The organism is Acetobacter sacchari (assembly GCF_017377715.1).
Lineage (GTDB): Bacteria > Pseudomonadota > Alphaproteobacteria > Acetobacterales > Acetobacteraceae > Acetobacter > Acetobacter sacchari.
The window spans coordinates 50,283-65,707 of record NZ_JAFVMF010000001.1 but is presented as its reverse complement, the minus strand read 5'-3'; the positions used below and the strand labels follow the sequence as shown (position 1 = coordinate 65,707).

16 protein-coding genes are annotated in these 15,425 nt (G+C 63.6%); 3 read left to right on the top strand and 13 right to left on the bottom strand.

The genetic code is table 11. The features are described 5' to 3' along the window. Nucleotides 1-76: 76 nt before the first annotated feature. Complete coding sequence (locus J2D73_RS00290) at nt 77-1,090, bottom strand: SH3 domain-containing protein (RefSeq protein ID WP_207878308.1); 1,014 nt, start codon at nt 1,088-1,090, stop codon at nt 77-79. A gap of 469 nt (nt 1,091-1,559) precedes the next feature. Next, nucleotides 1,560-2,348 carry a molybdopterin-synthase adenylyltransferase MoeB gene (locus J2D73_RS00285; protein ID WP_207878306.1) on the bottom strand — a complete coding sequence of 263 codons (789 nt, stop codon included), beginning with the start codon at nt 2,346-2,348 and terminating at the stop codon, nt 1,560-1,562. A gap of 263 nt (nt 2,349-2,611) precedes the next feature. Between J2D73_RS00285 and J2D73_RS00280 the strand changes: the two genes are divergently transcribed. Then, nucleotides 2,612-3,223 (top strand): DUF2939 domain-containing protein, encoded by a 612-nt coding sequence (locus J2D73_RS00280; protein WP_086642859.1) that lies wholly within the window; start codon nt 2,612-2,614, stop codon nt 3,221-3,223. A gap of 61 nt (nt 3,224-3,284) precedes the next feature. On the opposite strand, the gene J2D73_RS00275 is transcribed toward J2D73_RS00280, so the two are convergent. The 3 genes from J2D73_RS00275 to hrcA form a co-directional block, all read right to left on the bottom strand. Next, a complete protein-coding gene (locus J2D73_RS00275; RefSeq protein ID WP_086642858.1) occupies nt 3,285-3,518 on the bottom strand; it encodes a DUF3126 family protein in 234 nt (77 codons plus the stop codon). Between the two features lie 623 nt (nt 3,519-4,141). Continuing rightward, the gene (locus J2D73_RS00270; RefSeq protein WP_207878305.1) at nt 4,142-4,675 is read right to left on the bottom strand and encodes a putative adhesin; all 534 of its coding nucleotides are present in this window, start codon (nt 4,673-4,675) and stop codon (nt 4,142-4,144) included. Nucleotides 4,676-4,838: 163 nt separating this feature from the next. Further along, nucleotides 4,839-5,906 (bottom strand): heat-inducible transcriptional repressor HrcA, encoded by a 1,068-nt coding sequence (gene hrcA, locus J2D73_RS00265; RefSeq protein WP_207878304.1) that lies wholly within the window; start codon nt 5,904-5,906, stop codon nt 4,839-4,841. Nucleotides 5,907-6,141: 235 nt separating this feature from the next. On the opposite strand from hrcA, the gene rph reads away from it, so the two are divergent. Together rph and rdgB are read left to right on the top strand one after the other, a co-directional pair. Next, nucleotides 6,142-6,870 carry a ribonuclease PH gene (gene rph / locus J2D73_RS00260; protein ID WP_207878302.1) on the top strand — a complete coding sequence of 243 codons (729 nt, stop codon included), beginning with the start codon at nt 6,142-6,144 and terminating at the stop codon, nt 6,868-6,870. Further along, entirely contained in the window at nt 6,867-7,469 is a 603-nt protein-coding gene (gene rdgB / locus J2D73_RS00255) for an RdgB/HAM1 family non-canonical purine NTP pyrophosphatase (RefSeq protein WP_207878299.1), read from the top strand. The genes rph and rdgB overlap by 4 nt, the downstream gene beginning before the upstream one ends. 111 nt (nt 7,470-7,580) lie before the next feature. On the opposite strand, the gene J2D73_RS00250 is transcribed toward rdgB, so the two are convergent. The 8 genes from J2D73_RS00250 to J2D73_RS00215 form a co-directional block, all read right to left on the bottom strand. Next, nucleotides 7,581-8,540, bottom strand: a complete 960-nt coding sequence (locus tag J2D73_RS00250; RefSeq protein ID WP_243429498.1) for a hypothetical protein — start codon at nt 8,538-8,540, stop codon at nt 7,581-7,583. Between the two features lie 73 nt (nt 8,541-8,613). Further along, a complete protein-coding gene (locus J2D73_RS00245; protein ID WP_207878295.1) occupies nt 8,614-8,784 on the bottom strand; it encodes a hypothetical protein in 171 nt (56 codons plus the stop codon). After that, nucleotides 8,781-9,881, bottom strand: a complete 1,101-nt coding sequence (locus J2D73_RS00240) for a hypothetical protein (protein WP_207878293.1) — start codon at nt 9,879-9,881, stop codon at nt 8,781-8,783. Before J2D73_RS00240 ends, J2D73_RS00245 begins: the two co-directional genes overlap by 4 nt. A gap of 148 nt (nt 9,882-10,029) precedes the next feature. Beyond that, nucleotides 10,030-11,004, bottom strand: a complete 975-nt coding sequence (gene hslO, locus J2D73_RS00235) for an Hsp33 family molecular chaperone HslO (protein ID WP_207878759.1) — start codon at nt 11,002-11,004, stop codon at nt 10,030-10,032. Between the two features lie 316 nt (nt 11,005-11,320). Next, nucleotides 11,321-11,668, bottom strand: a complete 348-nt coding sequence (locus J2D73_RS00230) for a hypothetical protein (protein ID WP_207878291.1) — start codon at nt 11,666-11,668, stop codon at nt 11,321-11,323. Continuing rightward, nucleotides 11,665-12,693, bottom strand: coding sequence for an ornithine carbamoyltransferase (gene argF / locus J2D73_RS00225; RefSeq protein WP_207878289.1), 1,029 nt, complete (start codon nt 12,691-12,693; stop codon nt 11,665-11,667). Before argF ends, J2D73_RS00230 begins: the two co-directional genes overlap by 4 nt. Continuing rightward, complete coding sequence (locus J2D73_RS00220; protein ID WP_207878287.1) at nt 12,690-13,883, bottom strand: aspartate aminotransferase family protein; 1,194 nt, start codon at nt 13,881-13,883, stop codon at nt 12,690-12,692. Before J2D73_RS00220 ends, argF begins: the two co-directional genes overlap by 4 nt. A 153-nt stretch (nt 13,884-14,036) precedes the next feature. Beyond that, nucleotides 14,037-15,383: an Nramp family divalent metal transporter gene (locus tag J2D73_RS00215; protein ID WP_408736810.1), complete on the bottom strand. Its 1,347-nt coding sequence runs from the start codon at nt 15,381-15,383 to the stop codon at nt 14,037-14,039. Nucleotides 15,384-15,425 lie beyond the last annotated feature (42 nt).

Sequence of the window (15,425 nt, the reverse complement as noted above, 5' to 3'; positions counted from 1 at the left end):
TTTTAGACCTCCCTTGGTATGCCCTCGGGACGCTGTCCGCCGCGCCGTTCGTCAGAGGCAGGGCGGCGCGAACGCATCAGGAAGGCGGATACGCCTCGTCGGCCGATACGCCCCAGACCGAAGAGCGACGCAGCCAGCCATCGTATTGGCGCACCGACACCTTGCACCAGGCAGAGCCCGCCGCACAGGTGCGTAACGTGCCGACCACGCCAGGTTTCAACACCGCGACGACCGGGGCGGTGTCGTCGCCTGACGCGCGCAGCATCACTGCGCCGGACGTCTTCAAGGCGTCGGCCTCCGTCGCCACAGACCCGATGACGCGCGGTTCCATGTGCCCTGCGGGCGGCTGGTCCGCATGTCCGGTTGACGATTGAGGCCCCGTCTGAGGCTGTGGGGCGCCGGGTGTTGCCGCCGGGGTTTCGGGGCTTGCGCCGGGCACTACAAAATCTCGCGATCCAACCAGCGTCGCCTGATGCACCCACCCTTTTACGCCGTCCGAATCCTCGACCAGGCGCCAGACGTCGAATTCGCGCTCAATCACCACCGGCAACCCCCGACGATGATACACCCACTGGATAGGGTAACGCTGCCCCGGTCCGGCCCGCATGTTGACTTCGTCGGCTCGGAAGGCCGCATAACGCGGCAGGGGCAGACCGGTATTCGTTCCCTTCTGCGCATCGGGAGCCGCTGCTGGCGCGCTGGCGTCTGGTTGCTGCGGAGCCGGCGCTCCGTCCGGAATGGGCATGGGCGTCGGGGCAACAGAGCCTGCGGCCGGAGCCGCATGGTGGTGCGGAAGAGGATGCTTCGCCGGATGATGGTGGGCAGCGGATTTATGCGCGCCCTCTGGCGTGGCCGGATGCTTCGCCTTGGGGCGCCCTTCATGCGCCGCGTGATGTGCGTGCGCGCCATGCGCCGCCTTGGCGGCGGGCGGCTTGGTGGCCACCGACTTCGCGGAAGCAGCCGCCTCTGCGTAGTGATGATGGTGATGATGCGGCGGCGTGGTCGCCGTATCGGCCGCATGGGCGCCGACGGCGAACGTGACGGATGTCGCCAGAAGCGTGGCGGCGCACAGGGAGCGAGTGGCGGTCATGCGCGCATCCGTGCCAAGCCCAGCGCCTTACGGCAAGTGGGTTCTGCAGGCGGCGCGCTGAATTCTCTTGTTTGAAAGGGCGTCTGACGCCGTTTTCACAGCGGACACGCGTGATCCTTCAGCAAAGGCAGGCGCAGCGCCGACGTTGCAGAAATGGTGCCGCGCGCCCTCTCGTCAACGCCGGAACCATGGTGACGGACGACTGTGACGCACCCCCGAAACAGGCCGAACAATACCAAGCCAGTATTAAAGACTGGCCACGAAGGTCCCGAGTCGCAACTGATCGCCGACGGCGGCGCTCATGAAGCAGAGCCCTTAAAGACTCCGGCCAGAAAAACGGGCCGAATTGTCTCTTGATGGAGCAAGGCTCAGACACATCGCACTATTGAAGGCGGCAATCGCATGAAGCTGAAAGCGCTGCGTGCTCTAAAACGCGGAGCGGTAGAGGCTGGGCAGGCATCTTCCGACCTTACGTCGCAACCGCGGCAACCTGGTCGGAAACCCCGCCGCACACCGGACAATGCGGATCACGGCTGATGCGAATCGTGGTGAAGCGGGTCGCAAGCGCGTCCCAGAGAAGAAGCCGCCCATCCATGCTTTCCCCGAGATCAAGCAGTTCCTTAAGGGCTTCAGTCGCCTGAAGCGTTCCAAGAACGCCTGTCACTGCGCCGAACACGCCTGCGTCGCCGCAACTCGGCGCGTCAGGCGCGGCTTGCGTCTCCGGATAGAGGCAATTGTAACAAGGGCCGCCGAGATGCGGACGAAAGGTCGTCAGTTGTCCCTCGAAACGTGTCACGGCCGCAGAAACAAGCGTGCGCTTCGCTGTTATGCAGGCCCTGTTGACCACGTAACGCGTGTCGAAATTGTCGCAGCCGTCGCATACGAGGTCATACCCGCCGACCAGCGCCGCCGCATTGCCGTCGGTCAGGCGCACCGCATGCGTTTCGATCGCAACCTCGGGATTAAGCGCAGAAAGCGCACGAGCGGCGGACTCGACTTTCGCGACGCCGACGCGGTCGGTCGTGTGCAGGATCTGCCGTTGCAGATTGGACAGTTCGACCCGATCGTCGTCGACAAGGCCGATCCGTCCGACGCCCGCCGCCGCAAGATAACAGGCGAGCGGGCTCCCAAGCCCTCCGGCGCCAACGATCAGGACCGAGGCGCTGCGCAGGCGCATCTGCCCTGTTCCGCCGACCTCGGGCAGAAGAATGTGGCGGGAATAGCGCTGAATCTCGCTCTCGGTCAGATCGGCAAACACAGGCGCCTCGCACGTCGGAAGACAGGCCGGGACCTCGCGCCCTGATAGAGACGCGACGGTAACTCAATGATTTTAAGCGTATGCGTCGTAAAATCTCCAGCACGGCTCCGTGACGTATCGACGCAAACCACACGCTGCGCCGCGATCACGTATTCCCCCAAGACAACTTCACGTTTTCGTGATATTGAATGCCCGAAGCAGGGCCATGAATGCATGGCTGCGTTGCGCATGTTATGGTGGGGCTCAGTCAACAGGATTCAACCATGAAGGCCGCCGAGATCATTCCCTATACATTCATGACGGAATGCCCGCGCCGGCGCAGCGCACGCAAGGTTTGCGTCGCTGCGTTCCTGACATCGTTCGCGATCTACGCGGCGTCGCCCTTCATGGCGATGTGGTCGATCGCGACGTCGGTCCGGCAGCACGACATGGTGACGCTAGGCCATGCGATTAACTGGGGCCTGCTCGACGCTTCGCTGAAACAGCAGGTGCTGGCGGATCTCAACCTCCAGCCGACGAACGCGTCTGACGACCTGCCGGCTTTTGGCGAATCCTTCGCGACCAACGTCGTGTCCAACGCCGTCGATATCCACGTTACGCAGAACAACCTCGGCGTCGTAGTGGACGAAGCCATGGCCGCCATCCCCAAGGCGACCGGCGGCGGGACAATTTTCGGAACGCTGAGACACGCCTCCGGCCACTTCACGCGTCTCGACGCGTTTCAGGCGCAAGTCACGCTTCCGGGACACGAAAACGACACGCCGCTAGCCATCGAACTGCGGATCGAAGGCTGGCGCTGGAAGCTGACGCGCATCGACCTTCCCGCGCCCAAGCATCCCGTCATGGAAGCCTCGGCGACCCCGCATAACGCCTGAGCGCCCTGAGGCGGGGCAGGGAATGCTCCCACCCGCCCTGACCCCACGTTCCGGTCGATTCTTACTTGCCAGCGGTAGCGGGCAGATCTTCTTCCAGCACGACCAGATTGATCGCGTAAGACACTTCGCCCTCGTCTTCGTCGCGATGAACGGTGCCGACCACTTCGCCGTTAACAGCGATCTCGACGGACAATCCCGGACGCGGCGGAGCGTTGACGGTCAACCCCTTCGAATCCAGCAGACGACGTAGGCAAACTTGCAGCCGGGCAATTTCGGATGATGAGATCGTGCTCAAGGTCGGGTCTCCGGAATAGAATTCTGGTCGTCACGCCGCCGGTCGAATGGCGCGCCGTTCATGTGACGCCCCCCCCCCCACTCGAGGTCGGAGAGGCAAAAAGCAGGTTCAGCTGGGCTATAGGTGCTGCGCTCCGACATCGCAACCACGTTCTCGGACGACCATCCATCAGCAAGCCCAGACCCGATTCGGGCTACAGTCGTCACACCCCCCATGACTTTCCGTCTGGCCTTCAGGCCCTTGCGCGACGTGCGTTTTGTTATCGACGACGGCAGGTTTGACCGAAGAGAGCCTGAGGATTCTCGATCAACGCGCAAAGCGCAACTGAGCATGACCGACCATGGCAGAGCCGCGCGCCTCAGATCCGTGAAAGCGTCAGGTGCCCCGGAACAATGGTAGCGCGCGTATGCGGCGAGACGCCAGGTCCATCGCCAGAGTTCAATGTCACCTCCACGCCGCCACAGTGCGCCAAGGCTATTGCGAACCTGAGCCTTTGCAGTCGCCAAGCCTGCGCTTAACGGCTGGCAAGCCAGCGAAAAGGATTTGCGGCATCGCTTTTGGGAGTTCCGCCGGGCGAGAAATACGCGGGATTTCTGGGGGACTGCGCCACAATGGCTCGCGGACTAACTGTTGGACGTTTGAATTTTCGTATCCAACACACCCCGGCAAAAAACACATCGTATTTCATCATAATTAAGATTATTTGCCCACAAGGTTTTCAAAACGACAGATAGCCTGACAGGATTGAAACGATGTCTGTTGCGGATAGTAATAATATCAACATTGTCAGATGTCGCCGCATAGCTCGCTCCCCTATAATTCTCTCCAGATTTATTGTGTTTTTTAAATCGACCCGGATTAATTTCGCTATTCATATATTTAAACAACAAGTAATCCGGGGATGTGTCCGGCGTGAGAGTTTCAAAATCACTCTCCCTGTCGCTCGTATACTCAGGCAAGCCCGCGTCATTAACAACATGATGATGAGCCGAATAATAGCGCAATTTCACATTATTATGACCAAGCCGCATGGGGGCCCCAAAAGTGGTGGACCAAAGGCCATGAGCGCTAATGACGCATGTTCTCGACTTCGCCTCAGGATTGTAGAAGCGATACAGGTTGTCGCCTACTTCAGCCTTATTTTGGATAATCGCCATTTTACATAAATCTCGCGCAGAAGTTTCGAAACATCGGAACACTTGCACGGTCATGGCGTCACAAACACCGGGATTACGTTACAGATGAAATAACGTCCGCTAAGATTCGCCTGCTTTTCCAACATCAAAAGCACATAGCCTGTTCGGCGCCGAGAAATGGCCGCTACCGCAATATCTCCCCGATCACCCGCGCCGTATAATCCACCACCGGGATAATCCGCCCGTAATTGATCCGCGTGGGGCCGATCACGCCAATGGCGCCGACGATGCGGTTCGCCTCGTTTCGCGCCGGCGCCACCACCATCGCCATGCCGGACACGCCGAAAAGCCCGCTCTCCGCTCCGATAAAAATACGCACGCCGTCGGATTTTTCCGCAAGCTCCAGCAGACGCAACATGGAATCCTGTGTCTCCAGACGCTCGAACAGCATCTGGATCGTCGACAGGCGTTCGATCTCCGTGATGTCGGACAACAGCCGCCCCTGCCCGCGCACGATGAGCGTGCCGCCGCGCCCCTCCGCGCCCCATGTCGCAAGGCCGCTCGCTACGACTTCCGCCGTCAACTGGTCAAGTTCCGTGCGATTTGCGGACATTTCCTCATTCACGCGCCCGCGCAGTTCCGTCAGCGTCTGACCCGCCGCGCGCGCATTGAGGTAATTCGTAGCTTCGACCAAAGTCGATGGCGGCGTCCCGGCGGGCGTCTCGATGACGCGATTTTCTACCTGCCCATCGGCGCCCACCAGCACCACGAGCGCGCGATTACCGCCCAGCGCCACGAACTCGATATGCTTCACCGAGCCTTCGCCTTTCGGCGCGATGACCAGACTCGCCGCCTGTGAAAGACCGGACAGCATGGAGGACGCCTCAGTCAGCGTGTCCTCGAGCGAGCGTCCGCGCGTCTCCAGCGACTGGCTGATGGACTCCCGCTCCTCATCGCTGAGGCTGCCGAACTGGAGAAGGCCGTCGACAAACAGCCGCAGGCCCTTTTCGGTCGGCAGGCGACCGGCCGATGTGTGCGGCGAAAACAACAGCCCGGCGTCCGTCAGATCGGCCATCACGTTGCGGATGGTGGCCGGAGACAGCCCTATCGGCAGGCGCTGCGACAAGGTGCGGCTGCCCACCGGGTCGCCCGTGGCGACGTAGTGCTCGACCAGTTCCCGCAGGATGGTTGCGGATCTGGGGTCAAGCCCCGGCGGCAGCGCTCTGCGTTCCATGCCCAGTTTACCGTTCATGCGGTCGATGATCCGCCTCCCTGAGACACCGGACGCTCTCCACTCAGAGCAGATCGCCGCCATGCGCTTACACGTTCACTTCTGAGTCTGGGGAACGTCCGGCCTCCTGACAAGGGCGTCGTTTCCTCGAACGTGGCGGCGGCTAAACCCCCCACGCATCGGCCCCGTCGGGGTGGCCAGCACGCCGCCGCCCGGCTATGCAGCGGCCATATTGTTTTTTGCGAAGGATCCTTCCATGCGCCCTTCAGGCCGCGCCCATGACGCCATGCGCTCCGTCACTATCGAGACCGGTTTCGCCCATCACGCCGAAGGCTCGGCCCTGATCCGCGTCGGCGGAACCGAGGTTCTGTGCGTCGCCAGCATCGAACAGCGCGTGCCGCCCTTCCTGAAGGGCAAGGGGTCGGGCTGGGTCACGGCGGAATACGGCATGCTTCCGCGCGCCACGCACACGCGCGGCAGCCGCGAAGCGGCGAAGGGCAAGCAGTCGGGCCGTACGCAGGAAATTCAGCGCCTGATCGGCCGCTCCCTGCGCGCCGTCACCGATCTGAAGGCGCTTGGCGAGATGAGCATCACACTCGATTGCGACGTTTTGAACGCCGATGGCGGCACCCGCTGTGCTTCCATCACCGGCGCCTGGGTCGCGTTGCGGCTGGCTCTAGGCAAGCTGCACCGCGAACGCGTGCTGACGACCGTACCCCTGATCGGACAGGTCGCGGCGGTGTCCTGCGGCTTGACGAATGCTGGCGCGGTGCTGGACCTCGACTACGTCGAAGACAGCGCGGCGGCGGCGGACACCAACTTCGTCCTGACAGCGGCAGGCGGGATCGTCGAAATTCAGGGCACCGCCGAAGAAAAGCCGTTCTCTGAAGAGGAATTTCTCACCCTGCTCGGGTTGGCGAAAAGCGGCGTGAAGACCCTGTTCGCCGCGCAGGACGCAGCCGTCGCCGCCGCCGAGGCGGCGTGAGAGCCCCCGCCGGGCTGGAGGCGGGAAGCCGCCTCGTCCTTGCGAGCCACAACAAGGGCAAACTGGCTGAGTTCTCCGCCCTGCTCGGCGGGTTTGGAATCACTGTCATTTCGGCGAGCGAACTCGGCCTGCCGGAGCCAGATGAGACGGCGACGACGTTCACAGGCAACGCCGAACTGAAGGCTCTCGCCGCCGCCAAAGCGTCCGGACTTCCCGCACTTGCTGACGATTCCGGTCTTTGCGTGTCGGCTCTGGGCGGCGCACCCGGAATCTACTCGGCGCGCTGGGCCGGTCCGGACAAGGATTTCGATGGGGCGATGCGCCGCATCGAGGAAGGCATCGGCAGCGACGAGCGCGATGCGTGGTTCGTCTGCGTGCTGTGTCTGGCTTTCCCCGACGGTTCGATCCGCAGCTTTGAGGGACGGATTGATGGCGTGATTGCGCCCGCCCCGCGCGGCGCCGCAGGACACGGCTACGATCCGATCTTCATCCCGGCTGGCGAGACGCGGACGTTCGCCGAGATGAGCGACGACGAGAAAAACGCGATAAGCCACCGTGCGCGCGCCTTCGCTGCGTTTCGCGCCGCCTGCCTCCCTTGAGGCGTAAAAGCAGCCAACGCTCTCAGAATACAGGCGACTATACGACGGCCCGGCGCCGGACGCAGGAAATACGCGCCGGGTCGTGCTGACGCGTATGTCCCTGCGTTACGCTCAGTAGCCGCTGGTGCTTGTCGCCGCCGACTGGGTCTTCGTGGCCTTTGTGGGCAATTGCAGAACGCCCGGCTTTGGGGAGAGCGTTTTCTTTGCCGTGTCGGGCGCGCCGGGATCGCCGCTCGGGAATATCGCGTCGGGTTCGGCTGAAGCCGCCGGGGCGGCGCTTGCAGCGGCTGCGGGCGCGCCAACAGGCTCAGCGGTTGCAGCGGAGCCAGTTCCGTCCGCAACAGGAGCGTTTGCAGTCACTGTGGCGCCCACGCCCGCCGCGGACACAGCGGGAGATGCGACGGAGGCGGCAGCTGCAGTCGCAGGCTGGCTTTGCTGCGGCGAACCGTCCAGGGACTGGGTCTGGATGGCGCCGTCGGTCGGCATGCCCCCCGCGTCCACGAGCCAGTCCCGCAGGTTGCGCTTGATCTGGAATTCCAGTTCAACGTTCATATCCTGCGTCATCTGCTTCGTCAGATCGTAGAGATTGCCCTCGCTGTCGGCGTTCCCTGAATCGAGATTCGGCTTGAAATCGCGGGTCACATGCGCTTCGGCGACGCCCAGTTGTTGCCCGGTTGGCGACAGGACGTCGATATGCACGTCCATACGACCGGACAGGGTCCCGCCAGGCCCGTGCACGATGGACGCCTGATCGATCGTAAAGGTGGCTGAGCCGCTTTGTCCGGTCGCCGCGAGACGATCCTGAGCCAGCTGCAGCAAAGCCTGATCCGGGGGGATGGGCGCACGTGACGCTTCGTCGCCAGCGGACGGCGTCGCGTGATCGATGGGCTGCAACGTCGCGACGTTCAGATGGATCTGGCCAAGGTACCCGAACTGGTATGGCGGGAACGACCGGGGCTGCTCGTCTGAGCACGCGGATAGAAAGGCCGGGGCGCCCAAAGCCGTCACGCAGAGCAGCGATACTCGGGCGAACGAAAGGAAACCGGCGTACCGGCGGCGATCACGTCTCATCCGAACTGTCTCCGTATCGGGATCGCGGCCAGCATCGAGAAGCCGGCCAAATGCGGTATGATAGTTTGATCACTCAGCGCAATCCGTCCAGACGGATAATGCTGATAGGCGACCCAAGGCCGCCGGGCGCCCACTCGCCAGCGTCGAGTCCCGACGGAAGTGGTCTCGATGAGACCGCCAGTGGCCGCGTGGTATAATCAGTGCCGCGCGACAATGCCCACCCGTCCGGCGTCCACCCGATCATGCTTCCGGAACTTCGCCTATGGCGGCCTCATCCTCTGGCGTCGCGTGCTGCGCTCCGACGACACGCCCCTGAAACGCGTCCCCGACCTGAGCTGCGTTCAGCAGATCCTCGACACGCCCGTCTATCGCTACGCCCGCCGCCGGACGAGCCGCAGCGACGCCCGCTCCCTCAAGAGACAGCGAAGATGCCGACCCGAGGGAAAATCCTGCGGACATTCGCACGACTGTTTGCTTCGGAATCGCCGCCGATCGCGCGGGATCGCCAGCGAACCACGACAGCAGGCGAAGCGGAAGAGCGTCGAACGCCCCGGCTGACGCATCGCCGACGATCATATCAACCTGAGGACAATATAGAAAAGGCGCTGCATCTTCGTTCATTCCGCGCTCATGGACAGCGCCAAGGTAGAACACGGCATTCACTTCCGGATCGACGAAACGCGTCACGTTCAGGCCGTTTTCCGCCAGAACGTGGTGCCCCCGCAGAACCGAGCGACCAGTGGGCGACAGCACGACCGGCGCAGCCTGTTCGGCCAATCCGTAGGCTGCAGGGAGCATCTGCCTCAAAACCGCAGTCTCGAACACGACGCCATCAGGCAAGGTCAGGGCGGAACGATCCCCGTCGTCCGCTACGCCGACGTGGCGCATGGAAGGCAGAGACGCCAGCCAGCAACGCAACAGATCATCGCGCAGGAGTGCGGGCATCCGCGCGACTGCGGCGGGCGCGGCGCCCGTCATCGGACCCGGGCACATCTCGCAAAAGACAGACTCGCGTAGCGCATGAAAGAACGGCGCAATCGCGCCAACGATCACCGACCGCTCCTCGGGCGTCAGATCCGCAAGGGCGCTGGCCCGGTAGTTCAGCGTGCGGTCAAACAGCCAGAACGCGTCGCGTCCTTCCTCGTCCTGCAGATACAACACCGGCATCGGCAGCAACGCAGGCTCGAACGCCACCGCGCGCCATCCCGGATACAGGCGCGTGACGGGCTTCCCCCGGATACGCAGGGGGTAGTCCACCTGCCCCACACGCACCATGAGGGCGCCCTTTTCGGGTTGGGCGCCTTGCTCGGGAGTCGATCGACCCGGGCTCCGGTCGGTCACGGGCCTCTCCTCCACAATCATGCCCATCGGCGTTTCTCCTGCGGCCGGATCTGGCGCCGAGAGACGGCAACCCGTTCATGGGCTGTCCGGCTACGGCGTTAGCGGCGCCCATTTGAACCCGCAAGCCCCTATGATTGTGTTACCGCGCTCACGCCGAACGCGGACCAACCTCTTCACGAGAAAAGCGGAAATCGACGTTGCAGAATTCACAGGTCATCACGATCCGGTCCTCGACGACCATGTGATCGAGATCCTCCTCGGAAAAACGCCCCAGAATATCGACCAGCTTGGCGCGTGAGCAGCGGCAGCCATACGCGAGCGCCCTCGGCTGCCCTACACGCAGCGACTCCTCATGAAACAGCCTGTTGAGCAGTTTCTCGGGCGGAAGTCCGTCGTCCAACAACTCCGCGGCCGTCAGGGTGCGCGCGAGGATTGTCGCCGTTTCCCAGGCGTCTTCGTCTTCAGGCGCGGAAACCCGCCTCGCGCCGTCGTCGAAATCATCGGTTACAACACCGCCTTCAGAGGCTATGCGCTCCAGAATCAGCCCGCCGGATCGCCATCCCTCCGGCGTCCGTTCGCACGCCAGCATCAGCCAGCACGCATGCTGCTCGCTCGTTTCGAAATAATGCGTGGCCATGGCGGCGAGGTCGTCGCCGACGATTTCAACGATCCCCTGATGCCGATCCATGTCCGCGCCCTGGTCGACGGTCAGGGCCAGATACCCATTGCCGAACAGGTCGCGATCGGAAGGCCTCGAAACTTCGCCCAGCAGAGCTGGCAGAGTCTCGTCGTCGCTACGGGCGTAGAACCGCAGTGAACCGGCGTCCGTGCAGTCCGCAGCGAGCAGGCTCACCGGCCCGTCGCCCTTCACCTGCAGCGAGAACGACCCCTGAAACTTCAACGCCGACGACAGCCCCGCGACCAGCACCAGAGCCTTGCCCGCCAGGGTGTTGACCTCGGGCGCGTTGTCATGCCGCGACAACAGCGCGTCAGCCAGCGCGCCCAGACGAACCAGGCGCCCGCGCACCGGACGCCCCTCCAGATGGAACGGGGTGACGCCGCGAGGGACAACCATGTCAGGAACGTCCGGACGTCCACGGTCCAGAAAAGCCGGCGTGTCGATCATCGTTGATACTCCTGCGAACGACCGAGGCCGATCGCCACCTGAAACATCCTCACCCGCGTCAGACCTCGCTGACTGACCGGCCAGGAGTGCTGACCAAAATAAAAACCGGAGCCGCGTCCGCTCACCGGAGCGGACGGACAAGGCCCCAAGACCGGGACATGCCGGCCAACGCCATATGCATTTTGCCGAAATGGCGCGGAAGGTTGGTCGTCGACGCGCGCTCCACCCGGATCCGCCTTACCGTGGATCCGGCGGCCAGCCACTGCCAACGCCTGACGCACCTGACTTGCCCCAGCCTGAACCGCTTGGCCGCTCAGAGCGAAGCGGTCAGATCCGCCTCGACGGCTTCAAGCGACTGTTCGAACGCCATAAGCGCCTCCGGCGACAACGTAAAGCCAGCCTTCAACGCGCGCAGCAGCCCTTTGCGACAGGCATCGTGCGCGACGTCCAGATCGACCGGGCCGGTCGCGTTGGCGATGCAGCCGACGTAAGAGTCCTTCAACGGACGCAACGCCTCCGCAGGCAGACCGAGCGTCGCAAACGCCTTGTCGACTTCCGGCTCCAGCCATCCCGGTCCCGCTGGCACGTCCTCAGTCGCGGACGGGCGCAGCGGCCCATCCTCCGGACCGCTTCCCGAAGCGCCTTTCCGTTCGTCCGTCACTTCTCCTCCTCGCCGAAGCGGGTCCAGTTCTCGCCGCAGAGAGACCAGATCAACAGGCCTTTCTGGGCGTGCAGCCGGTTCTCGGCCTCGTCAAACACAACCGATCGGGGGCTTTCGAACACCTCTTCGGTCACTTCATCCCCGATATGGGCAGGCAGGCAGTGCATGAAAAGGGCGTCAGACGCAGCGCAGGCCATCAGAGCGCGATCAACACGATACGGCTCCAGCAAGGCTATCCGTTCAGCCGCGTCTTCGTCCGACATGCTGACCCATGTGTCGGTCAGAACGCAGTCGGCGCCGTCAACCGCCTCACGCGGGTCGCGGGTGACATGTATCGCTCCGCCCTGTTCAAGCGCCCAGGCGACGACATCCTTGTTCGGCGAAAACTGGGAAGGCGTGGCGAGACGCAATGTGAAGCCAAACCGCACTGCGGCCTCAATCAGCGAGGTCGCGACATTATTGCCGTCGCCGACCCACGCCAGCGTGCGGCCCGCGATCGGTCCGCGATGCTCTTCGAACGTCATGACGTCGGCGAGAATCTGCACCGGGTGAGAGGCGGGCGTCAGGCCGTTGATGACCGGAACGCTGCTCCACTGCGCCAGCTCCCGAAGGGCTGCGGCGCGACCGGTCCGCAGAACGATGGCGTCAAGGAAGCGCGAGAGGACGCGCGCCGTGTCCGGCACCGACTCGCCGCGCCCGAGCTGCGTCTCGGACGCTGACAGCACGACGACCTCCCCACCCAGTTGGCGCACGCCGACTTCGAACGACACGCGCGTCCGGGTGGACGGTTTGGACAGCAGCAGGCCGACGCTGCGTCCGGCCAGCGGTGCGGCAGGATGCAGGGGGCGGGCGCGGTTGCGCTGCATCCGCTTGACCCCTGAGGCGACGTCGAGAATCTGCCGCAGCGTAGCGGCGTCCAGATCGCGCAGCTCGAGGAAATGCCGCGGCCCTGACGGCGGCGGCTCTGACGCCACCTCTACGGTCGCGCCTCCCCATACCGCCGCTGCGGCTGAAGCGGCGCTCATTGCGCCGCCTCCAGAACTGTCGAGCGGATCGCCGTCGCCGCCTGCCGCAGACGCGCCGCCGCTTCCTCACAGTCCGTCTCGGTGATCACCAACGGCGGCGTCAGGCGCAGGACGTTGTCGCCCGCTGTAACGACCAGCAGACCCGCGTCACGCGCCGCGGCCTGCACGTCGCCGACCTTCGGAACGCAACGCAGCCCGATCAGCAGCCCCATGCCACGTCGCTCCGAGAACACCTCGGGGAAGTCACGCACGACGTCGTCCAGCAAACGACCGAGAAGCGCCGCCCGGTCATTGACCTGATCCAGAAATCCGGGCGCCAGCAGCACGTCAAGAACAGCGTTGCCCGCAGCGCAGGCCAGTGGATTGCCGCCGAACGTCGTGCCATGCGACCCGGCGACGAGGTGGCGCGCCACCTCCTCCGTCGCCAGAATCGCGCCAATCGGAAAGCCGCCGCCAAGCCCCTTGGCGCTGGACATGACATCCGGCGTCACGCCTGCCCATTCATGGGCGAACAGACGTCCGGTGCGCCCCATGCCGGTCTGAACCTCATCAAAGCCGAGGAAAAGTCCGAACTCGTCACACGCAGCCCGCAGTTCGGTCAGGAAACGACGGTCCGCCGCTCTGATTCCGCTTTCGCCCTGAATCGGCTCCAGCATGATGCCCGCAGTCTCCGGCGTGATGGCGTCGCGCACGGCGTTCATATTGTTCAGCGGCACATGGTCGAAGCCGGGCGCGCGCTCTCCGAACCCGTCTAGATAGGTCGCATTGCCGGTGGCGGAGAGCATGCCGAGCGTACGCCCGTGGAAAGCCCCGTCGAAGCAGAGGATACGCGTACGCTCCGGGTGGCCGGATTTCGCTTGCGCGCGGCGGATGGCTTTCACCATGCCTTCGTTCGCCTCTGCGCCCGAGTTGCAAAAAAAGACGCTGTCGGCAAAGGAATTGGCGACCAGACGCTCAGCCAGGCGCTCAGCCTGCGGAACACGAAACAGGTTCGAGACATGCATCACCTGCGCCGCCTGCTCGGTGATGGCTGCGACCAGATGCGGGTTGGCGTGCCCCAGAGAGCAGGTGGCTATGCCCGCTGCGAAATCGAGAAATCGTCGCCCGTCCGTCGCGTACAGCCAGGCGCCCTCGCCCCGCTCAAAAGCGAGGTTGGCGCGGTTGTAGGTCGGCATCAGGGCGGGAATCATCGAATTTTACGCTTCTGTGTTACGTTAAAAGGAAGAAACGAAAACAGCCCGCTGCCGAAAGCAGTCGGGTGGCTCATTTCATGTCTATGATGGCGGCGCGATGGCGCGGAAGTCAAACGTCGTCGCCCCCGGAGACCGCATTTTTACGCGCGGTTATCCGGCGAATGAGCTGTAAAGCAGCTGCAGATTGAGCACGAGGATGATGGCCGCCACGACCCAGGCCACCGCCGCGCTCCCCCGCGAGATCGCGAACGCGCCCATACGTTTCCGATTCGAGACGAACCAGACCAGCGGAATGACTGCGAAGGGCAACTGCATGGACAGCACGACCTGGCTGAACATCAGCAGTTTTCCGACGCTCCGGTCTCCGAACAGAACGGTGGCGGCTATGACGGGCAGAATCGCCAGCCCGCGAGTCAGCAGCCGACGCGCCCATGGCGGCATACGCAGCCGCACGAATCCCTCCATGACGATCTGCCCGGCAAGCGTGCCGGTAATGGTCGAGTTCGTGCCAGCCGCGAGCAGCGCCACCGCGAACAGGGTGGAGGCGATCCCCATGCCCAGAACCGGAGACAGCAGCCTGAACGCGTCTTCCAGCTCCGCCACGTCGCTGTGCGGACCGCCGTGAAACGCGGCCGCCGCGACGATCAGGATGGCTGCGTTGACGAACAGCGCGAGAGTCAGGGCGATAGTGCTGTCCAGCGTCGCCCAACGAAGCGCTTCCCGCCGACCAGAGGGAGTCCGCTCATAAGCGCGGGTCTGGACGATCGACGAGTGCAGGTAAAGGTTATGCGGCATGACCGTTGCGCCGATAATGCCAATCGCAACGTATAGCATCTTCGGGTCCGTCACGATCTGCGTCGTCGGGATGAAACCGCGCACGACGGCTGCGACCAGCGGCGCGGCGGCGACAAGCTGCACGGCGAAACACAGGGCGATCACCATCAGAAGCGCGATGATCATCGCCTCCAGATAGCGAAACCCCCGCCCCATCAACCCCAGCACCAGAAAGGCGTCGAGAGCCGAGACGAGGGCCCCGGCAAGCAGCGGTAGACCGAAGAGAAGTTGCAGGGCGATGGCCGCGCCTATCACCTCGGCCAGATCGCAGGCGATAATCGCCAGTTCGCACGCGAGCCACAGCAAAAGATTGATCGGACGCGGAAAGTAATCGCGGCACGATTGCGCCAGATCGCGATCGGTGGCGATGCCCAGCCGCGCCGACAGCGCCTGAAGGATCACCGCCATGATGTTGGAGAGCAGAATTACGCTGAGCAGCTGATAGCCGAACCCGGCGCCGCCCTGCAGGTCGGTAGCCCAGTTGCCTGGGTCCATATACCCGACCGACACCAGATAGCCCGGTCCGACAAAGGCGAGGAAACGACGAAAGGCGGACGCGCCGCCAGACGGAACGCCGACGCTGCCGAACAGCGTGGACAGGCTCCGTTCTTCCAGGCGGACGTGAGAACCGTCAGGGGATGACGGCGTCGACCAAAGCTTCAGCACGTGTGACTTCTCCGCAGGAACCCGGCTTGTCTACGCCCG